The organism is Enterococcus sp. FDAARGOS_375, assembly GCF_002393265.1.
Taxonomy (GTDB): domain Bacteria; phylum Bacillota; class Bacilli; order Lactobacillales; family Enterococcaceae; genus Enterococcus_D; species Enterococcus_D innesii.
This window is the reverse complement of sequence record NZ_CP023515.1, coordinates 1,078,686-1,099,998: the sequence shown is the minus strand read 5'-3', so window position 1 is coordinate 1,099,998 and position 21,313 is coordinate 1,078,686. Positions and strand designations below refer to the sequence as shown.

The following is a 21,313-nucleotide window of genomic DNA, read 5'->3' as shown; positions in this document are numbered from 1 at the left end:
GTAGCGTACGAAACAAAAAAACCGCGCGTTTCTACGCGTGGACGAAATAGCTTTAGCGATAAAAAACTCCTTTCGATATACTAATAGTGGCTACCAACCGCATATCAGATCGAAAGGAGTTTTTTTATGTCTAACGACGATAAAAGTTTAGCACATACCAGATGGAATTTTAAGTATCACATAGTCTTCACCCCGAAGTATCGACGAAAAGTGATTTATGGAAAGTTAAGAGTAAGTATTGGTCAGATATTAAGAAAATTGTGTGAGATGAAAGATGTTGAAATCATTGAAGCTCATGCCATGCCTGACCATATTCATATGTTAGTAAGAATACCACCAAAGATTAGTATTTCTAGTTTTATGGGCTACTTAAAAGGACGAAGTGCACCCTTAATCCATGAAAAACATGCGAATTTGAAATATAAGTATGGGAATAAAGGCTTTTGGTCCAAAGGATACTACGTGAGTACGGTTGGGTTAAATCAAAAAACAATTGAAAAATATATTCGAGAACAAGAAGCAGATGATCGAATAAGAGATAGTATAAGTAAACAAGAGTATGTAGATCCATTTAAATAGTGAAAGAGAGATAGGGCTGTGAGCGGTTGGTGGTCATTTAAAAAGCCCCTTTTAAGGGGCTAGCGAGTGGTGAGCCCTTCTAGGGCTGTTAAAAAGCCACCCGTTTCACGGGTGGATATTTACTGAGGCATTGCTATTAATGCTTGGCTTGCTGCTGCGCTAAGGTCAAGTCACCAATGTAAGGGACTTTTTTTCCGGCAACTTTCAAGTATTGTTCGGCACCTTTGCCCGCAATAATCACGATATCACGACTGTCTGCTTCAGCGATCGCCGATTTGACGGCTTGTTCCCGATCTATCTCAAGAGTGACGGCAACTTCAGGATTGATGATAGCGTCGGCGATCTCTTGGGCGATCGCCGATGCTTCTTCAAAATCAGGATCATCGCTAGTCAGATAGACTTTGTCCGCATATTCTCCTAATGCTCGTCCCATATCTGCTCGGCGAGATTGGGCTTTGCCACCCGCACTACCAGTGACAAAAAGCAGGCGGCCATCTGGGCGCAATTGACGGGCAAGTTCACTTAATGATTGGAAGCTAAGGTAATTGTGGGCATAATCAACGATCATGACCGCCCCATTTTCTTTTTCTAAAACGATCATTCGTCCAGGGATGATCACTGTCGGCAGGACTTTCTGGGCGTCCTCACGAGAGGCACCCGCTAAGCAGACAGCCAAAATCGCCGCTGCGGCGTTCTCATGGTTGAAAGAACCTAAGATCCCCAGTTGATATTCACCAGAGACTTGCAAGACATCAGAAGCAGCTGTCAGGGCAAAACTCTTTAGGTCCATTCCTTCTTGAACGACATAATCGGCGTCTGAACGTCCGTAGGTGATATAAGGAACTTGATGGACTTCACAAGTTTCTCGCAGCAAGTGGTAGTGATCACTTTGCCGATTTAAAATCATTTGTTTGCTGTTGCGGATCAGTTCCCGTTTGCAGTAAAGGTAATCATCATAAGTCGGGTGTTCCACCGGTCCAATGTGGTCAGGCGAAATATTCAAGAACGCGCCAATATCAAAGGTAATACCGGCGACCCGTTTGGTTTTATAGGCTTGGGAAGAAACCTCCATCACAAGATGGGTCAGGCCGTTTGCGACAGCCTCGGCCATCATTTTATAGAGATCCAGTGTTTCGGGGGTCGTTAACACTGCTTCATTAAAGGTTTTTCCATCGACTGAGTTTTCCTCAGATGAAAAGAATGCTACTTTTTGACCCGTCGATTCTGCTAAAATCGCCCGAGCAAAATAGGCGCAGCTGGTTTTGCCTTTTGTGCCAGTGATGCCGATGGTCACCAGCTGTTCTTGCGGGTTGCCATAAAACGCTTGGGCGATCACTGCCATCGTTTCTCGAATGTCCGTAACAATGATCCCGTAGGTTGCGAAGTTGTCATAAGGTGTTTCTGAAATGTAGCACTGAATGCCTTGATCAATGGCGGCGGCTAGGTAGCTTTCTTTAAAAGAAGCCCCTTTACAGAAAAAAAGCGTCGCCGCATCGGCTGTTCGCGAGTCGTAGCTTAATGAGGTAAAGGCAAGATCAGTCATTTCTTGCGGCACGGTATAAACCCAATCAGTGGGGGTGATGATTTCTTTCAATAGGTTTTCCTGCAATAAGAGCTTGCGGATCTGGGGCACGGTAATGAGTTCCTTTTGCATCGTTGTTCTCCTTCATTCCTCTAAAGATTTCTCTTATTATAGCATAACTCCTAAAAACCGCCGTTTGGGAGAGAAAAGTTTTCTTTTTTTTCTCCTTATTTTGAAGAAACTTTAAGATGTTGCAAAAATAGATTGCGACCAACCCTTTTTCGAATTAAAATGGAAGGGATATGTTTGTAGAAAGTTGGAGATAATGGCGATGGATAATCACATGCGTTCAGTGTCAAAAGAATTAACTACACAAGAAAAAATGGCTCAAGGATCTGCTTGGATGACGATGGGAAATATCGGCTCACGTTTGCTTGGCGCCATTTACATTTTACCCTGGTATTATTGGATGGGGGCAAATGCTGATAAAGCAAATGCGTTATTTGGAATGGGCTATAATGTTTACGCCTTATTTTTAATGATCTCCACTGCGGGGATCCCATCGGCAATTGCCAAACAGATTTCTTTTTATAATTCTCGCCAAGAATACCGCACGAGCCAGAAACTCTTTTTAAGAGCCTTCCAATTGATGGCAGGCTTTGGCGTGGTGACCGCCGGCATCATGTATTTGGCAGCCCCATGGTTGGCAACGGCTTCAGGTGGTGGGGAAGAATTGATTCCTGCAATGCGCTCATTGAGCATTGCACTATTGGTCTTTCCTTGTATGAGTGTTATGCGAGGATACTTCCAAGGGAATCAAGACATGAAACCTTTTGCGATCTCGCAAGTGGTGGAACAAATCGCCCGCGTCTGCTATATGCTTTTAGCGACCTTCATCATTATGCGGGTCATCGAAGGCGAATACACGGCAGCAGTGACGCAATCGACTTTTGCCGCCTTTATTGGTGTCTTAGCAAGTATTTTGGTTTTAGGCTATTACTTCCAAAAGCAACGGGTGCGGATGGATGTCTTAGTCGATATGAGCAAAGAAGAAACCGTGCTGCAAACCAAAGAATTGGTTTTAGCGACCATCAAAGAAGCGATCCCTTTTATTATCGTTGGTTCTGGGATCACGATTTTAAAATTGGTGGATCAGTACACCTTTGTACGGATCATGAGTAGTTTTACTGAATTTTCAAATGACCAGCTCTTAGAATTAATGGCGATTTTCGGTAGCAATCCTGATAAGTTGACGATGGTCGTTATCGGATTAGCTACTTCCATGGCTTCAACAGGCTTGCCTTTGATCAGTGAAGCAGTCGCAAAAAAAGACAAAAAGAACTTAGCTAAATTGATCAGCAACAACTTGCAATTGTATTCCTTTGTAATGTTCCCAGCGACCTTTGGGATGATCGTACTGTCTTATCCCCTATATACCTTGTTTTATCGCCCAGATGCGTTAGGGGCGAGCGTCCTAGTCGCTGCCTGTCTGTCTGGACTGGTCTTAGGCTTGTTTATGCTTAGTTCCAGTATGCTTCAAGGAATGTACCACAACAAAGAAGCCGTTATTTTCTTCTTTGTAGGGTTGCTGGTGAAAGTGATCTTGCAATACCCAGCGATTCGGTTGTTCCAAGTTTACGGCCCATTGGTTTCCACCACGATTGCTCTAGGGATCGTCTGTTGGCTAAATATTCGCAAGATGATTCGCAAAGGCCATTTCAATGTAAACTTGACGTTGCGACGGACGTTATTGATTGGCGCGATGACGATCATTATGGTGATCGCAGCGTTGATTGCCCGCCAACTCTTTGGGCTTGTCCTCAGTTCTGAAAGAAAAGTTCAAGCCTTTATCTTGAGCTTGCTAGTAGCAGGAGTCGGTGGCAGTGTGTACATCTACATTGCGCTGAAATTACGTTTAGCTGAAAAACTGCTCGGCTCATCAATGGTTCGTTTGCGCCAGAAACTACACATCAAATAAAACCAGAAGCAGTCGCTGAGCCTCCATTGCGAGACCTTGGCGGCTGTTTTCCATGAAAGGAAGAAAGCAATGCGTTTAGACAAGTTTTTAGCGGATATGGGTTATGGCTCCCGCAAAGAAGTGAAACAGTTGATCAAAAAAGGTCTCGTGACCGTCAATGGACAAGTCATCAAGAGTGACAAAGCGCAAGTACTAGAAACACAAGATACCGTTTGTTTTGAGGGGGAACCCATCGTCTATCAAAGCCAGTTTTATTATTTGCTGAATAAACCCGCTGGAGTGATTTCGGCAACTGTCGATTCCTATGAAGAGACGGTTTTAGATTTGTTTTCTGAAGAAGCATTTCGCGAAGATTTGTTTCCAGTAGGACGGTTGGATAAAGACACCGAAGGCTTTTTGCTGATTACGAACGATGGCGGATTGGCGCATCAATTATTGTCGCCTAAGAAGCATGTGGAAAAAGAATATTATGCCCAAGTCGAGGGGATCATGACAGCGGAGGATCAAAAAACCTTTGCCAAAGGCATCAAATTAGACGGCGAGTGGACCTTGCCGGCTGAACTGCAGATCCTCAACGTCGATGAAGAAGAAACGCGCAGCGAAATCAAACTGATTCTCCATGAAGGCAAGTTTCATCAAGTCAAACGGATGGTCCAGGCAGTAGGAAAAGAAGTCGTTTATTTGAAACGGATTCGCATGGGAGGCCTGTCCCTGCCAGATGATTTGGCATTAGGCGAGTATCGGGAATTAACTCCTGAGGAATTGGCGAAGCTGCAAGAGCGAGGATAAGACGAGCGGCGAGCTAAAGAAATTCTTATAAAAGTTGTTATTCGGCTGCAATATTTGTAAAAAAAGCCCGTTTTATAGGTAATTTACATGAAAAATTGCAACAATAGACTTTAAACTGTTGGAAAAACCCTCTTTTTTTTCATGAATAAGCATGTTACAGTAGCCAAGCTACTAAAAAAAGAAGGAGTTACCTCATTGAAGAAAAAGATTTTTTTATTGCTCGCCCTTACGTTGCCCCTTTTCCAGCCAGCTGTCAGTTATGCTGCTGAAACCAAGAGCAGCGAGGAACTGACGGTTTTGACCACAGAACTAGCCTCTTATGAAGAAGAAGTCACCACTAGCCAACAGAAAGTCACAGCGCTGGAAAGTCAATTAGCAGATTATCAGGAAGAATTAAACCAATTGGCAGAAGAAAGCAAGGAAGTTCAAACGCAGATCGCTGCTCTGAATGACCAAAAAGCCCAGCACCAAGGAAGTCAAGCGCAAAGCAGCCTGGTAGTCGATGGACCGCAAGCCACGATCCAGCAACTACGCAAGTTTAGTGAACAACAAGCAGCTTTACGGGAAGTGAACCAACAGTTGGCGGAAAAAGAAGCCCAACAACAACAAATCACTTCGTACCAAACCTTGACGCAAGCCCAATTAGTACATAGTAAAGAACAATTAGCAACAGCCCAAAAAGAATTGCAGAGCCAACAAGAGCAGCTGCAGCAAACGCAAGCGCAAGTACAAGACTTGCAAGAAAAAGTGGACAAAGAAGCAAAAGCCGCTGAAGAAGCAAAACAAAAAGCCAAAGAAGCAGCAGAGAAAGCGGCAGCCAGTGAATTTTCACTGCCAATCACGGGCTCCGTGTCGATCTCCAGCGGTTTTGGTACTCGAGCTGACCCAACTGGTTTTTCAGGGACGCAGCATGACGGGATCGACTTCACAGGTCAAGTGGGGGAGAAGATCGTCGCGGCTCGTGATGGACAGGTAGAAGATGCTGGCTATGGCCCAAGCACTGGAAACTACGTGATTTTGGCTCACGATAACGGCTTTTACTCGTATTATTTTCATTTAACAGCTGTCAGTGTCTCGAAGGGGGCGACCGTTGCAGTCGGCGACCAAGTCGGTACGATGGGGACGACTGGAAATTCGACAGGCGTCCATCTGCACTTTGGACTAAGTAAGATGTTGTGGTCAGATTTCGTTGATCCAGCAGCTTACTTGCCGCTATAAGCCAAAGCTCCGAGTAGAAACATTGAAAACAATCATCTGAAACCAAAAAGCATGACTGACAAGAGGGGGTTCCTCAAGTCGTCATGCTTTTTTTGTTTACCACAAGCCCGGTTGAGCGATGATCACTAACTGTTCTTTGGTAAAGGGATGCTCTAGATGCAATTCGTAGCCATGCAGCAGCAAACGCGGCGCTGGTTTGTTTTGGTAAAGCGGGTCACCAACGACTGGATGACCGATGCTGGCAAGGTGGACGCGAATTTGGTGGGTCCTACCCGTATCTAACACACAATACACATCGGTCGTCTTTTGTTGGGCGTGGGCGATGGTTACATGGGTGACGGCGGACTGACCGTTGCGGGGGTCAATGATCCGCTTGCGCCGATCGTGACGGTCACGACCGATTTTTTTGGCGATCGTTTGATCTTGCGTAAGTTTGCCCCAAACCGTGGCTTGATAGCGGCGAAAAATCTGTTTGGTTTCCAACATTCGGCCTAAGATCGGCAACACCAAGGGATTTTTTGCGAATAAAACGACACCGCTGGTTTCTTTGTCTAGACGATGGACCACATAAGGCTGCTGCTGTTTCGGCGCAAGGTAAGCAGCGGCATCATTCAACAGGGTATCTGCTTCTAATGGCTGATTGGGGTGCGTCTTGACCCCGGCCGGCTTGTTCAGTACCAATAAGTGCTCATCTTCAAAAAGTACGTCGACTTTGTCTGCTTGGCCTAACTGAATCGGCTGGTAGCTATAATCACTGTCTTCAATGATCAAAGTGATTTGATCGCCGCCACGAACTTCTTGATGAAACATCGCAGGCTGCTGATTGACGGCCACATTTTTCCGTGTGCGCAGAAAATGGCGCACTTTTCGTGGGACGAGCCACTCCTGTTCCAACAACTCGCGAAGCGGCATGGGCCGGTGATTTTCGGGTAAAGTCATGGTGTATTCCATAAAAACGTCCTTTCTTTGCTGTTCGCTACCGACTATTATAGCATCTTTAAGCTTTTCTTATAAAAAAAACAATAAAAAACAGAGTATTCAATGCTAGAATAATAAAGCATTCTTTTCGAATGAAATTACGTCTAGAGCCGTATAACAAAGAAAGTCATTTATGCTACACTTAACCAAAGGAGCGTGAAGTAATGGATTGGAAGCACATCCTTCACAAAATAAAAACCGGTTGGCTGACCTTTTGGCGCTGGTTAAAACCATATTTGCAGCAATTTCATCAATGGCGCAAACGGGTTTGGAAAAAATACCACGTAAATAAAATTTTTATTTTACTTAGTTTAGTTGCTATTTTAATCATGAGCGGGTATTTGTTTTATATCGCCAAAAATACGAAAGTTAGTGAATTAGAGTCAGGTCTGAAAGAATCAACGGTGATTTTTGATGCCAATGGCGATGAAGCAGGGCAATTGTACTCGCAAAAAGGCACGTACGTTTCTCTTGATGCCATCTCCAGTGATGTAGTCAACGCCTTGATCTCAACCGAAGACCGCAACTTCTATAATCACCACGGGTTTGATATCAAGGGGATCGCTCGGGCAGCCCTACGTATGCTGGTCAACCGCAGTGCCGAAGGCGGTGGGGGAAGTACCATCACCCAACAGCTTGCCAAAAATGCCTATTTGTCCTTGGATCAAACCTTTAGTCGAAAAGCCAAGGAGCTTTTCTTAGCGATCGAGATCGAGAAGAAATATTCCAAAGATGAGATTTTGGAAATGTATTTGAACAGTTCCTATTTCGGTAACGGGGTTTGGGGCATTCAAGATGCCTCGCTAAAATATTTCGGTGTCAATGCTTCTGAACTAAGCGTGGGAGAAGCTGCGACGTTGGTGGGGATGCTCAAAGGTCCTTCGATCTATAACCCGATCGACAATCTGGAAAACGCCACGAACCGTCGCGACACCGTCTTGAGTTTGATGGTGGATAACGGCAAGTTGGACCAGTCCGTTGCTGACCAAGAATCACAAGTTGCCTTAGCCAATTTACTGTATGATGGATTTGGCAATTCAGAATCTGGCTATAAGTATCCTTATTATTTCGATGCGGTCATCGATGAAGCCGAATCCTATGGGTTGGACGCCGATGATGTCATGAATCGTGGCTACAAGATCTATACAGCGCTGGATCAAAACTACCAAGCACAAATGGAAGCTGCCTATAAAACCGATGCCTTGTTCCCTGAAAATGCCGCTGATGGCACGATGGTGCAATCTGGCTCTGTCGCACTTGATCCGAATACCGGTGGGGTGCAAGCGGTGGTGGGTCGTCGTGGCGAGCACGTCTTTAGAGGCTTTAATTTTGCCACGCAAATGAAACGTTCACCAGGCTCCACGATTAAACCGATCAGCGTCTTCGCCCCTGCCCTAGAAGCTGGGTTTGAACCCGATAGTATCCTGAAAGACGAGCCCCTTGATTTTTATGATGCTCAAAACTTTGATGGGACCTATGCTGGCGAAGCAGTCATGTATCAAGCCCTCGCCCAAAGCTTGAATCTGCCAGCAGTTTGGCTGCTGCATGAGATCGGCTTAGATCGTGGGTACAGCAAAGCACAAGAATTCGGTCTTTCCTTGACTGAATCCGACAAATATTATGGCTTAGCATTAGGTGGTTTGGAAAAAGGGGAATCACCAATGACGATGGCAGCAGCGTATGGTGTTTTCGCAAATGGCGGGTATTACTACAAACCGCATTTGATCACCAAAATCGTTGATTCTACCGGTGCCGTGATCGTTGACAATACGTCTGTGCAAGGCAAACGCGTGATTTCTAAAGAGACCGCTGATAAAATGACGAGCATGATGCTGGGCACCTTCTCTAACGGGACGGGGGTTAGTGCCAGTCCGTACGGCTTTACGATCGCCGGTAAGACGGGTACGACAGAGACCAACTTTGATGCTTCTAAGGTCAATGACCAATGGATCGTCGGCTATACCCCTGATATGGTTCTTTCAACCTGGCTAGGATTTGAACATGTGAGTGAAGATCATTACTTAACGGGAACTAGCGGACAAGTTGTTGGGAAAATATTTAAAGCAGAGGCCGAAAGCTTACTGCCTTATAGTCAAGGCACCCAATTCCAAGTTGCAGACGCTTATTGGACAGGCGGAAAACTAATGGCAGCCGATGAGGTACCAGATCCTGATAGCAGTACGTCACAAAATGGCAATGATTGGCAGCAAACCATCGATGACTTTGCCGAAAGCGCCAAAGAAGGTATGAAGGAATTCGGCAGCAAGATCAAAGAAGGAACGAAAGAACTGTTTGGCGGCTTGTGGAATTCCATCAGCGGAAATTAAAGGAATTACGCAACTGCTAGTCTAGAACCTGAGAAGAATGGTATACTAGAAAAAAAGAGGAGGCGTCAAAATGGCAAATATTTATGATACAGCAAACCAATTAGAACGTGAATTACGGGAGTCAGAACAGTTTCAAGATTTGAAAGGTTCTTTCGACCGCTTGAAAGCAAATGAAGAAGCCTATGCGTTATTCAAAGAGTTTCAAGAGTTGCAACAAAGCCTGCAACAAAAAATGATGGCTGGCGAAGAAATGACAGAAGAAGAAGCGCAAAAAGCCCAAGAATTATCGCAAAAAATTCAACAAGACGGCATCGTTTCTGACTTGATGCAAAAAGAGCAAGCCTTCAGCTTAGTAGCCAATGACTTGAACCGCATCATCATGGGTCCTGTAAGAGATCTATACGAAGCGTAATCGCCAACAGACAAAGACCAAAGAAGCTAGTGAATCTTCAGAGAAATCGGCTGCAACTGCAAGAGCCGTTTCCAAAGAAGTTTCAAAAGCGCTTCTTTGGTTTTTTTTATGAAAAAGGCGAACAAATTTTCGTATTTTGCTGACGGGATGCCTGAGAAATGTTATGATAGAAGCATTAAGGAGGGAGAAAGAAATGCGATTTTTACATAGTGCAGACCTGCATATCGACCGGTCATTTGAAGGGGTTCATTTGTTATCTGAAAAAGTGAAGACCCAACTCCCTGCCATCAATCAAAAAATCATCCGTAATTTGGTGGATGTTGCCTTAGAAAAAGCGGTCGATTTTGTTTTGCTGGCTGGGGATACATTCCATCAAGCACGGCCGAGTCTAAAAGTGCAGCATGACTTTTTTGCTCAACTGCAACGACTAGGGGAAGCGCAGATCCCAGTCTATATGATTTTCGGCAACCATGATTATTATGATCCGCAACGGTATTGGTTTGCTTTTCCAGAAAACGTCATTCTCTTTTCATCAGAAGAAGTTCAAACGGTTCAAGGAACAACGAAAAACGGTGAAACCTATGCCATCAGTGGATTTAGCTACCAACATCCTTGGATCGCTGAAAATAAAGTAACAGAATTTCCCGCAAGAGCAGCGGTGGATTACCATATTGGGCTTTACCACGGGGATCAAGCCGGTGAACGGTATGCCCCCTTTTCAATCAGTGAAATGAAGCAAAAAGGCTATGATTATTGGGGCTTGGGGCACATCCATGTACCTAAGACACTCTCAGAGCAGCCGCCGATCCTCTATCCCGGTACACCTCAAGGAAAGACCAAGAAAGAACAGACGACTGGGGTGATTTTGGCAGACTTAACGCCGCAAGGATCAACGATCGAGCGCTTGGAGATCGCGGAAATCGCTTGGCAAAAGCAAGTGGTCTCCTTAGCGGATGTGACCGCCTCGAATGCCGTATTGCCAGCGATCATCGAGCGTTTAAAAAGTCCTCGTTCACGCTTGCTGCATCTGGTGTTGACCGATGTGCAGCAGCTGCCGCCAGATTGGTTTCCAGCTGCGGAAAAAAATGAATGGCTAACCTACCTCAATGAACGGTTGGCGCAAACAGAGCCACTGCAAGTGATCTATGCCCTTGAAGTCGAGCAAGCCAATGAAGACAAGATCGCATTGGCGGTATCAGAAGATTATATGCTGCAGTTTTTAGCGATGTATGAGTCACCAGAGATGTTTGCGGACCGACTGTCGGACCTATTGCAGCATCCGCTGATCCAGCGAGGGATCACCCATGAATCATTTCAAGAAGAAGTCTTGCAGCAAGCCAAGCAATTGTTGAGAGACGACTTTCAATGGGAGGAGCAGTCATGAGAATTTTAAAAGCAGAGATTACCGGTTTTGGGAAATACCATGAACAAAGCTTTGCCTTTCATCCGCAAAATCAGCTGCTCTTTGGGCACAATGAGATCGGAAAATCGACGTTGTATCAATTTATTGCCGCCATCTTGTTTGGCTTTCCGAAAAAGACAGCCAAGAAAAAAGACTATACCCCCAAAAACGGTGCTGCTTACGGTGGCAAGCTATGGTTGGCGCTGGAACCCTTCGGCGAAGTGATCGTCGAACGCTATCGGCAAGTGGACCGTGGTCGTGCCAAAGTCCATGTCGCTGGTCAGACGGTTGATGAGCAATGGCTGGCACAACACTTGCAGCCCCTCAATCGAGCGTTGTTCTTCGATGTCTTTACTTTTCAGCAAGAGCAATTGACCCAGATCGATAAGCTAGAAGAAAATGAGCTGCACCAAGCGTTGATTTCTCTAGGGATCAGCGGCAGTCAAAAAATGCTGCAGCAAGTGGCGCAATATGAAACCACCAATCAGCAGCAATACAAGCCGCGGGGGCAAAAGCTGCCTTTGAACCAGGCGTTAAAACAATTAGAAAAACTGCAAAAAACGATTGCGGAAAAAGAAAGCGAAGAAAGCCGCATCCAACAGCAGTATCAGCAGATCGCCCAGTTGAAAGAACAGATCCAAGACTTGCGACACCAGTATCAAGCATTGAATGACGCCTATCAGGAAAATCAGCAGCAGCTGAGTCATTGGGGTCTTTATGAAGAGTGGCAGCAAATGGCACCAGCAGATACGTTAGCCGATCCTCAGCAAGTCCAAGCCATCAAACAGTTTTATCAGCAGTATCAGCAGCTGACGGAAGAAATTCGCAAAAAAGAAGCTGAATTAGATCAGTTGGAGCAAGGAAAAGAATCAGACAAGTATTTCTTTTACCTTGATCATGAGCACCAAATCCATCACTTGCTGCAGCAGCAAGTGACGATGGCGCGTTTGGCAGATCGTGAAGCAGCGGCCAATCAACAAGAAACTGTCGCCATCACGGAGCTGAATCGCTTGATCGAAAAGCGCCAATGGAGCAGAGAATCGCCGCCTCTAGTAACGGCTTCGATCCATGAACAAACCACACGTTTACTACAAGAACGTGTGCAGTTAGAAGAGCTCGAAAAGCGCATGATGCGTTTAGAAGAAAAAGCGCAGCCTTTGCAAGCCACCGCGGCCCGCTTAGAACAGCAGCATCCTCAATTGATTGGCCGCAAGTCGGTTTCTCGCCCACTATGGCCGCTAGGGATCGTCGGTGGGCTGCTAGCAGTGATCGGTATCTTTTTGCCGAGTCCGTGGCGCTGGATTGCATTAGGTGTGGGGATCGCAGCGATTATCGGCAGTGTTTTACCGCTGATGAAAGCAGCGCCAAACAAGCAGCAAGGCATCAAGCAAGAATGGCAGACGGTCCTCATGCAGCTGGATCTGCTGGGCGAAGAGTTGGCACAGCTGGAAAATGAACAGCAGCAAAAGCAGCAGCAGATCAGCCGTGCCCACCAAGCGTTGACACCCTTTTTTGGTGATTTGCTGGTGGAAAACTGGCAGGCGTATCTATTGGCCTATGATGAAGATGTTGCTAGCTATCAAGCCTACTCACAACAACGCAAACAAGCCTATCAAGAACGGCAAGCCGTCGCAGAAGAACTGGCCCCCTTTGAGGAGCAGTTCCGTCCGTATGCGGAGTGGCTGCCGCTGCAAAACAAAACAGTGTTAGAAAAAGCAGCGATCTTACAGAAATTTCATGAAGAGATGCAAACGATCAAGCTTTCACGGCTGCAACAACCTAGCACACTGCTGGCTCAACAATTGAACCGCACCCGCAATGAACGCGACCAGCTGCTTTCCCAAGCCAGTGCGCTCTTGCAGCAACAAGGTTTAGATCACCCTGCAGAAATCAGCCTCTGGTTGAAGCAATGGGAAGCGGCGCAACGCACGCAGCAGCGAGCAGAAGAATTGGCGGAGATGTTAACACCGATCTATCCCAAACCAGTGACACAAGCAGAATTGCTGCAGCAAAAAGACCAGACCAAGCAGCAGCAAACACAGCTTCAAGCACAAATACAGCAGTTGACAGAGCAAAAACAGCGCTTGGAATTAGAAGCAGCAGCCAGTCAAAAAAACGGCACCTTGAATCAGCTTTATCAAGAAGAAAGTGAGCTGAAGGCGGTCATTGAAGAACTCGCTGTGGCATGGGGCAGTCGTCAGTTGGCGGCTTCAATTTTGACGGATGTCACGACCGAATTGTCAGAACAGCAATTGCCGCAGCTATTGTCAGCCGCTTCGACTTATTTTGAACAGCTTTCAAACGGACGTTATCAAAAGATTCTTCTGGAAAATGGTCTGTTAGTAGCGGCAAATGCCAGCGAGACCTTTTCGATCATCGACTTGTCCACAGGCACGAAGGATCAGTTGATCATGGCGTTACGTTTCGGTTATCTAGCGCTGCAAAAAAATCATCCGTTGTGCCCGATCATTATTGATGATGGTTGGTTGCATTATGACAGTGTTCGTAAGGAACGCTTCGCTGCGCTGTTAAAAGAGTTTGGTCAAAGTTATCAAGTAATTTGTTTGTCTTCTGACCAAGAAATGGTAAGCTATTATCAGAAGTACCAGCAGCCTATCCAGGATCTGAGTAAAGGAAGTGAAAGATTTGGCTGATCGGCCAAATAAGCCCATGAAAAAAATTCGTGAATTAACTGTTGATGAAACGTTTCAACTTTTCTTACTGATTAAGAATGCCGATGTACGAATCGCGAAAAACGGCAAAAAATTTATTGCCTTCACCTTTCAAGATACATCTGGCACGATCGACGGAAAGTTCTGGGATGCATCAGATGAAGAAATCGCCCGTTTTGAACCCGGGAAAGTAGTACTGCTAGATGGGAAACGGGAAGTCTACCAAGGCAATCCGCAAGTCAAAATCATGCATTTGCGTTTAGCGAAGCCGGAAGAACCCCACGAACCAAGCCAATATATGGAAAAAGCGCCCTTGCGAAAAGAAGAGATGGAAGAAGAAATCAGTCAAACCTTGTTTGAGATCACAAATCCTCATTGGAATCGCATCGTCCGTTTCTTGTTGAACAAGTATAAAAAGGAATTCTTTGACTTTCCAGCTGCGAAACGCAATCACCATGCCTTCGCCAGTGGATTGGCGTATCATACGACAACTATGCTGCGTTTAGGAAAAGCGATCGTCAAAGAATACCCTGAATTAAATGCTTCACTGCTGTATGCGGGCATTATTTTGCATGATTTAGGAAAAGTAATCGAGTTGACAGGTCCCATGACGACAGAGTATACCTTAGCAGGGAATCTAGTAGGGCATCTCGTCTTAGTGGATGAAGAAATCACACAAGCCTGTATTGCTTTGAAATTTGATGATAAAGAAGAAGATATCGTTGTTTTGCGGCATATGGTCTTAGCTCATCATGGGTTGCTAGAATATGGGTCACCTGTTCGGCCCCGCATAATGGAAGCAGAAATCCTCCATCAGATCGATAACTTGGATGCTTCCATGCAAATGATGCTGACGTCAATCCGTTTAACGGAACCTGGTCAATACACGGATCGTATTTTTGGCATGGACAACCGGAGTTTTTATGTACCGAAAGAAGTGTAGCAGCGACGTTGCAGCACGATCAACCAAAGTGAATGACGGAAAGAACAAAAACCACGCTAGGCTTGCTTAGTGTGGTTTTTGTTAGCTGCTGGAAAAATAGTTGAATCGTAGATAGAAATCTAATCGGCACAAAAAAAGAAGCGCCGCTATGACGGCACTTCTTTTTTCATTATTCAGCAGAAGAATCTGTAGCACTTTCACTCGTTGCAGTAGAGTCATCGGTTGCATCAGTAGCAGAAGAATCTGCTGCAGAACTGTCCGTTGCATCGGTTGCAGAAGAGTCAGCAGTTGAATCTTCTGTTTCGGCCGCTGTGATGTAATCAGAAAGCAAGTCTGCTAAATCAGAGTCTTTCATTTTCACGTTGGCTGCTTGCAATTCTTGACCGATCGTTGCTGCCACGAATGTTTGATCATTCAATAAGGTGTTTTGAGCGATCTCAGTCAAATCATCTTTGTATTTATCCATGTCGTTGCCTTTGTCTTGGTTTTTCACCATTTTCACGATGTAGTATTCTGTCGTGTAAGTTGATGTGTTGGTGGCAGAGATCACTTCAGAGATTTCACCATCTTTTAAGTCAAAAGCGGCTGTTTTTACTTCATTCGGTACAGCTGATGAAGTAGAATCGAATTTGATCGTTCCGCCATCTTCTTTTGTGGCTGCATCGGTTGATTTTTCTTTGGCAATTTCACCAAAATCAGCATCATCTTTTTTCACTTCTTCTAAGACATCTTTGGCATCATCTTCACTTGCTACTTTGATGATTTGTGCCTCTACCTCTGGGTGGAAAGAATCCCATGCTGTTTTCATGTCTTCGTCAGTAATATCCATGTTGGCTTTTAAACCTTCGCGTAAAGCAAGTTGTTGCTTCAATTCTGCCCGGTAAGACTTCACCGTATAACCAGAGGCAGTCAAGGTTGATTCAAAGGAATCATTCCCACCGTATTGTTCAGCCATATTGTTGAATTGCTCATCGATCATGTCTTCGGTAACATCATCACCATATTTTTCAGTAAAGACTTTTAAGACGATCATTTGACGCAACGCATTTTGGTTTTCTGAACTTGTTTTTGCTTGGTCATAAAAATCTTGAACAGTGATTTTACCGCCCTTCATTGTTGCGATTTCCTCACTTGAATTACCACAAGCCGCTAATGCAAAAAGACTCATTGCACTGACTGCTACTAAAATTAATTTTTTCTTCATTCGTTTAAGCACTCCTAATTCTAAAAAAGATTCATAATAATCACTGCACCTACTATACCACTTCTAGAAATGGTTGGGAAGAAAACAGTGGATGTTTCAAACAAAATTCATAAAAACTACAAATTTTCAATTTGTTTGGTATCCTCTGCGCTTTGGGCTTGAATCGTCGTGATGTGCTGATTCAACTGCTCCATTTGGGTTTTGATCCGAGCAAGGCGCGGTTGCGCTTGGAATTTGAAGGCTTCCAGATCTTTCGTAAAAGATTCGGTCACAACGGGGATGGTTTCGTCGATCGTTTTGCGGGTCACCATCACAGCATCCTTTAGCTGTTTAACGCTGTCATTGAATTCTAAGGTCGCTTCTGTCGTGTCATCTAAATAGCGAATCAATTCTTCACGAGTTTCATTGCCGCTTTTCGGTGCAAAAAGCAAACCACCTAAGCCGCCGGCGATGGAACCGAATAATAGTCCTTTAAGAAAATTGCCGATCATTTAATCCACCTGCTTTCCAATTTTTTCGGCGATTGCCGCTAGTTCTTCCCCCGTGTAGTTGTCTGCGTGATTGCCAAAATGGATCTTGAAATCATCGTCTTTGCTGTAACGAGGAATCAAATGGACATGGGAATGGAAGACCGATTGGTACGCCAATTCTTTATTGTTGTTGATGATATTTAAGCCTTCGATCTCAGGGAATGCTTTTTCGATCGCTCGAGCAATCTTAGGAATGCGGGCAAAAACCGCTGCTGCCAACGTTTCATCGTACTCAAAAATATCCGTCACATGAGTTTTGGGGATCACCAATGTATGACCCGGGGTGACTTGGGAAATATCTAAAAAGGCATAGACTTGCTCATCCTCGTAGACTTTGTAGCTAGGAATCTCACGATTGTTGATTTTACAAAAAATACAATTTTCCATTGTAAAAAAACCTCCTTGATCTAGTACCTCTACTTTACCATATTTTGCTTTTTTTCGTCTGGTTTCCTCTTTGAAAAAGTCGGAACAAGGCAACTGTTCCTTCAACAAAGGCGCTTTTTTAAAGAAATGCGAAAAGCGAGCGAGAAACGCTTGCATTTAGATTCCAACAACCCTAGACTTAATATCAGAAATCATTTGGAAAGAAGGAACCTATGAAACCGATCATTAGAGAAACCTTACAGAAAAAAACAACGACTTCAGCGAAGCTTCGCTACTTAGCCTATGCCTATAAAGAGTGGTTGATCGCGATCACGCTGTTTGTGGTGTTCGCAGGTTCGATCACCTATTCGCTAACGCGTCCAAAAGAAGAAGTAGTCAATGCCGCCATCGTCACTGAAACAGCGATGGACCCTACGGTGCAAAGTGAATTGGAGACAGCCGTTGAGACCTGGGCGATCGACCAAGGGTATCAAAAAGAAGAGCTGAGGATCAGTCTGGTTTCCTATGCTGAACCTGCGGCTGTTCAAGCCTTTACCACCCGTCTTGCTGCTGGTGCGATCCAAATGGTCGTCTTTCCAGCCAGCGAAGCACAAACGTGGCAAGAGCGCTTTGGCAGCCAAGAACTGCCGCAAGAACCCATTACAGTGGGAGAAAACGAATTTATCTTGCAAGTTACGAATAAAGAAAAATAAATAACTGTTTTGCCAGCTGACTGAATTGAACAAAAAGAGCCTACGTTGAAAAAGTGTCGTAATTAGGTGAATCGGAGGAAAAAAATGACTTTACAAGTAGCAAACGTGACAGGCGGCTATAATCAGCTGCCAGTCTTAAAAAATATTGATTTTACGATCGGCAATGGGGAACTCGTCGGCTTGATCGGCTTGAACGGGGCAGGAAAGAGTACGACGATCAAAGAGATCATCGGGTTACTGCAACCTCACAGCGGCACCATCACGATCGATGGCCTGACCCTGAAAGAAAACCCAGAGCAATACCGCAAACAAATCGGGTATATCCCTGAAACCCCTTCTTTATATGAAGAATTGACCTTAAGAGAGCACATCGAAGTGACGGCGATGGCCTACGATCTTCCGCAAGGAGAAGCCATGAAGCGAGCAGAACGCTTGTTAAAAACGTTTCGTTTAGAAAACAAACTCGATTGGTTCCCAGCAAATTTTTCAAAAGGAATGAAACAAAAAGTCATGGTGCTCTGTGCCTTTTTGATTGAACCAAGCGTTTACATCATCGACGAACCCTTCTTAGGATTGGATCCTTTAGCGATCAATGCATTATTGGAACTGATGAATGAGATGAAACAAACTGGAGCATCGATTTTGATGTCCACCCACATTTTAGCAACCGCAGAGAAGTATTGTGATAAATTCATTCTACTGCATAACGGTGAGATCCGCGCACAAGGGACCTTGGCGCAACTAAGAAGCCAATTTCAAGCACCGGAAGCCTCCCTTGATGATCTGTACCTCGCATTGACAAAGGAGAGTCAAGCATGAAGCAGTTTTTCTCGCAACGCTTACAGCGGCATCAAAAACAGATGACACGCTATTTGCGCTATGTCTTCAATGATCATTTTGCTTTGATCAGCACCTTTTTAGTCGGAGGCCTCGGTCTTTACTATTCGGAGTTATTAAAAACATTGCCGCGGCCGTTTCCCTTAGGCGGCGTCATCGTGGTGGCTGTTTGGTTATTTGTTTTACCGTTAGGACGCTTAGCGACATTGACAAAACGGGCAGACTTGATTTTTCTTTTAGCCAAGGAAGGACAAATGACAAGTTACCTCAGCCAAGCGTTACGTTATTCCCTCTGGCTGCCCTTTGGGGTTTTATTTTTAACCGTAGGGGCAACAATGCCTTTGGTCGTGGTAACAGCAAACAGCACCTTTGCCTCATTCCCATACTTTTTAGGGATGATGTGGCTCTTAAAACTGGGGGATCTTTCACTACAACGGATCCGTTTGTATCAAGAAACCCAGCAGCAAGTCAAACAGCAGCGAGGCATCTGGTTGGTCAGTGCGCTAGTTGCTGCACTTGCTAGTATTTATGTAGTACCTTGGCTAGGCTTGGTGATCAGCATTCTCCAAGCAATCTGGTTCCTCTTTGGACTGAAAGCCGATAGTCAGCTTTTAGATTGGGACTATATGATCCAAGCCGAACAGTCGCGCTTAATGCGGATCTATCGGTTTATCAACTTATTTACAGATGTTCCCCAAATCACGACGGAAGCCAAACGGCGCAAATACCTCGACTGGTTGCTGGCAAAGATCAAACCAGCCCAAAGCAATACGTATCTTTATCTTTACTTGCGCCGAGTGATTCGTGGTGGGCAATACGGCGGCCTTTATGTCCGCTTATCCTTGATTGGTGGGTTCGTCTTGTTCTTTGTCTATGAGCTTTGGATCAGTCTGCTGATCGGCTGCTTGTTTCTTTATCTGATCGGTTTCCAACTGATTCCTTTGATCAATGAATTTCAATACATGGTTTTGACCCATCTGTATCCCGTGCCAGAAAAACAAAAAGCCGCAGCGATCAAAAAAATTCTTGTGGCACTCTTACTGGTGACCGCAGTTCTTTTCGGCGTGATCTGTTGCTTGCGCTTGCCTTTTGTTTGGCAAGGCGGTATCGCGTTTCTTGGCTTCTTAGGGTTTGCGGGTCTCTTTTTAGGCATCTATTTACCAGGGCGATTAAAGAAAATGCATGCTTGATCTACAAGTGGCTTCTCTTACAAAAAGCGAACGCATATGCGCTTGACGGCGACCCTTTGGGAAGCTAGAATAAGAGGTACTGCGAAATAAGGAGAGAAGCTAGGATGGATATTCGCTTGGATCAAGATTGGCGTATGCGGCCGATCAAAGGCGACACCGGGAAAGCCTATATCGGGCTCAAGGACAACGACAAAGTCTTTATCAAACGAAATACGACCCCGATGCTTGCGGCACTCTCTAAAGAGGGCATTGCACCCAAACTCGTCTGGACGAAACGGACGGGAAATGGCGATACGCTCTCCGCACAAGAATGGCTGGATGGACGGGTCTTAGATCCCGATGAAATCGGCCAAAGAAATGACGTCATTGATGTGTTGTATCACTTGCATCATTCAAAAACACTGGCACAGATGCTAAGTAAAATAGGGGGACAAGTCAGATCTCCTGAACAGATGCTGATGGATTATCAGGATCAGCTGCCTTCTGCGGTCGCCCAAAACGGTTTTATTCATTTGGTCACCGAGTATTTAAAAGCTAATATTCCAGCTTTTGACGAGCAAAAAGCCGCGGTCGTCCATGGCGATGTCAATTATCGAAATTGGCTAGTTTGTCAAAATTATTTATATTTAGTCGATTGGGATTCCGTGATGTTTGCAGATCCAGCAATCGATATCGGGACTATTTTAGGTCACTATGTGCCGCTATCCAGCTGGTCCCATTGGCTGGTGCGCTATGGTATCCATAGCAGCAGCGAAGTGATCGAAAAGATTTATTGGTATGCATTGTTGAGTATGCTGCAAGAGGTCAAAAAATATTATCTGCGGGGCGATTACAAAGCCATGAATGCAGAGATTTTACAATTAAAACGAATTTATAGTGAATGAAGAGAAGATGGAGCGAGGCAATTTGGTTCCATCTTGTTTTTTCGGAAAGGAAGAAACATGAGAGTAAGAAAACGAGCAGGTGCAAAAGAGCTGATTGAAGCTCATCCACAATACGTCGTTGCAGAGCCTACCGAATGGAAAGGGCGTTGGCATGAACGCTTTGGCAATGATCATCCGCTACACATCGAAATCGGCATGGGCAAAGGCCAATTTATTACAGAAATGGCGAAAGCTCATCCCGAGATCAATTATATTGGCGTGGAGATGCAGATCAGTGTCGTTTCAATCGCATTGGATAAAATGATCGAGCAGGAGATCCCAAACTTGCAACTGCTGCATGTGGATGGTTCCGCATTGACCAACTATTTTGCGGACAATGAAGTAGACCAGATCTACTTGAATTTTTCTGATCCATGGCCTAAGAAGAAGCATGAGAAGCGCCGTTTGACTTCCAAAGCCTTTTTAGCGGTGGACGAGCAAATTTTACGGCCCAATGGCGAGATCCATTTCAAAACGGACAACCAAGGATTGTTTGAGTATTCCTTAGCGAGCTTTTCTCAATATGGCATGATCATCAAACAAGTTTGGTTGGACCTGCATAACAGTACCTTTGAGAACAATATCATGACGGAATATGAAGAAAAATTCTCCAGTCGCGGTCAGCGAATCTATCGGGTGGAAGCCCAATTTGTGGCAAAAGAACCACAGAAATAAACGAATGATGAAAGATGAAGCAAATTTGCTTCATCTTTTTTTCTATTCTCAAAGC

Annotated in this window: 19 protein-coding genes; 14 read left to right on the top strand and 5 right to left on the bottom strand. The window is 44.9% G+C overall.

What is annotated here, in order from left to right; all coding sequences use genetic code 11:
• Positions 1–126: 126 nt before the first annotated feature.
• Entirely contained in the window at positions 127–579 is a 453-nt protein-coding gene (tnpA, locus tag CO692_RS06215; RefSeq protein ID WP_096741460.1) for an IS200/IS605 family transposase, read from the top strand.
• A 136-nt stretch (positions 580–715) separates the two neighbouring features.
• Here the strand turns inward: tnpA and murE are convergent, their stop codons facing one another.
• The gene (gene murE, locus CO692_RS06210) at positions 716–2,233 is read right to left on the bottom strand and encodes a UDP-N-acetylmuramyl-tripeptide synthetase (protein WP_096741849.1); all 1,518 of its coding nucleotides are present in this window, start codon (positions 2,231–2,233) and stop codon (positions 716–718) included.
• A gap of 199 nt (positions 2,234–2,432) precedes the next feature.
• Here murE and CO692_RS06205 point away from each other — a divergent pair, with 199 nt between their 5' ends.
• From CO692_RS06205 to CO692_RS06195, 3 genes are all read left to right on the top strand, one after another.
• Entirely contained in the window at positions 2,433–4,079 is a 1,647-nt protein-coding gene (locus CO692_RS06205; RefSeq protein WP_077452367.1) for a polysaccharide biosynthesis protein, read from the top strand.
• Positions 4,080–4,148: 69 nt separating this feature from the next.
• The gene (locus CO692_RS06200) at positions 4,149–4,868 is read left to right on the top strand and encodes a pseudouridine synthase (protein ID WP_077452366.1); all 720 of its coding nucleotides are present in this window, start codon (positions 4,149–4,151) and stop codon (positions 4,866–4,868) included.
• A 141-nt stretch (positions 4,869–5,009) separates the two neighbouring features.
• On the top strand, positions 5,010–6,086 hold the full coding sequence (locus tag CO692_RS06195; protein WP_096741848.1) for a M23 family metallopeptidase: 1,077 nt from the start codon (positions 5,010–5,012) through the stop codon (positions 6,084–6,086).
• 96 nt (positions 6,087–6,182) lie between these two features.
• Here CO692_RS06195 and CO692_RS06190 read toward each other — a convergent pair whose 3' ends face one another.
• Positions 6,183–7,037 (bottom strand): RluA family pseudouridine synthase, encoded by an 855-nt coding sequence (locus CO692_RS06190; RefSeq protein WP_096741847.1) that lies wholly within the window; start codon positions 7,035–7,037, stop codon positions 6,183–6,185.
• 191 nt (positions 7,038–7,228) lie between these two features.
• Here CO692_RS06190 and CO692_RS06185 point away from each other — a divergent pair, with 191 nt between their 5' ends.
• The 5 genes from CO692_RS06185 (at position 7,229) to CO692_RS06165 (ending at position 14,820) form a co-directional block, all read left to right on the top strand.
• Positions 7,229–9,391 (top strand): PBP1A family penicillin-binding protein, encoded by a 2,163-nt coding sequence (locus CO692_RS06185; RefSeq protein WP_096741846.1) that lies wholly within the window; start codon positions 7,229–7,231, stop codon positions 9,389–9,391.
• Positions 9,392–9,461: 70 nt separating this feature from the next.
• A complete protein-coding gene (locus tag CO692_RS06180) occupies positions 9,462–9,803 on the top strand; it encodes a YlbF family regulator (RefSeq protein WP_005227708.1) in 342 nt (113 codons plus the stop codon).
• Positions 9,804–9,996: 193 nt separating this feature from the next.
• On the top strand, positions 9,997–11,187 hold the full coding sequence (locus tag CO692_RS06175) for a metallophosphoesterase family protein (protein WP_226818261.1): 1,191 nt from the start codon (positions 9,997–9,999) through the stop codon (positions 11,185–11,187).
• Positions 11,184–13,859, top strand: a complete 2,676-nt coding sequence (locus CO692_RS06170; protein WP_192940728.1) for an AAA family ATPase — start codon at positions 11,184–11,186, stop codon at positions 13,857–13,859. Before CO692_RS06175 ends, CO692_RS06170 begins: the two co-directional genes overlap by 4 nt.
• A 16-nt stretch (positions 13,860–13,875) precedes the next feature.
• A complete protein-coding gene (locus CO692_RS06165) occupies positions 13,876–14,820 on the top strand; it encodes a 3'-5' exoribonuclease YhaM family protein (RefSeq protein WP_081117852.1) in 945 nt (314 codons plus the stop codon).
• A gap of 169 nt (positions 14,821–14,989) precedes the next feature.
• Here CO692_RS06165 and CO692_RS06160 read toward each other — a convergent pair whose 3' ends face one another.
• The 3 genes from CO692_RS06160 to CO692_RS06150 all read right to left on the bottom strand — a co-directional run bounded on the left by CO692_RS06160 (position 14,990) and on the right by CO692_RS06150 (position 16,941).
• Complete coding sequence (locus CO692_RS06160) at positions 14,990–16,024, bottom strand: peptidylprolyl isomerase (RefSeq protein WP_077452359.1); 1,035 nt, start codon at positions 16,022–16,024, stop codon at positions 14,990–14,992.
• A 116-nt stretch (positions 16,025–16,140) separates the two neighbouring features.
• Positions 16,141–16,515, bottom strand: coding sequence for a YtxH domain-containing protein (locus tag CO692_RS06155; protein WP_077452358.1), 375 nt, complete (start codon positions 16,513–16,515; stop codon positions 16,141–16,143).
• Positions 16,516–16,941: an HIT family protein gene (locus CO692_RS06150; RefSeq protein ID WP_005227719.1), complete on the bottom strand. Its 426-nt coding sequence runs from the start codon at positions 16,939–16,941 to the stop codon at positions 16,516–16,518.
• 212 nt (positions 16,942–17,153) lie between these two features.
• Between CO692_RS06150 and CO692_RS06140 the strand changes: the two genes are divergently transcribed.
• From CO692_RS06140 to trmB, 5 genes are all read left to right on the top strand, one after another.
• The gene (locus CO692_RS06140; RefSeq protein ID WP_096741843.1) at positions 17,154–17,633 is read left to right on the top strand and encodes a hypothetical protein; all 480 of its coding nucleotides are present in this window, start codon (positions 17,154–17,156) and stop codon (positions 17,631–17,633) included.
• Between the two features lie 84 nt (positions 17,634–17,717).
• On the top strand, positions 17,718–18,452 hold the full coding sequence (locus tag CO692_RS06135; RefSeq protein ID WP_096741842.1) for an ABC transporter ATP-binding protein: 735 nt from the start codon (positions 17,718–17,720) through the stop codon (positions 18,450–18,452).
• The gene (locus CO692_RS06130) at positions 18,449–19,660 is read left to right on the top strand and encodes an ABC transporter permease (RefSeq protein ID WP_096741841.1); all 1,212 of its coding nucleotides are present in this window, start codon (positions 18,449–18,451) and stop codon (positions 19,658–19,660) included. Before CO692_RS06135 ends, CO692_RS06130 begins: the two co-directional genes overlap by 4 nt.
• Positions 19,661–19,764: 104 nt before the next feature.
• Entirely contained in the window at positions 19,765–20,544 is a 780-nt protein-coding gene (locus CO692_RS06125) for a phosphotransferase family protein (protein ID WP_077452353.1), read from the top strand.
• 57 nt (positions 20,545–20,601) lie between these two features.
• Positions 20,602–21,258 (top strand): tRNA (guanosine(46)-N7)-methyltransferase TrmB, encoded by a 657-nt coding sequence (gene trmB / locus CO692_RS06120; RefSeq protein ID WP_077452352.1) that lies wholly within the window; start codon positions 20,602–20,604, stop codon positions 21,256–21,258.
• The last annotated feature ends 55 nt before the right edge of the window (positions 21,259–21,313 follow it).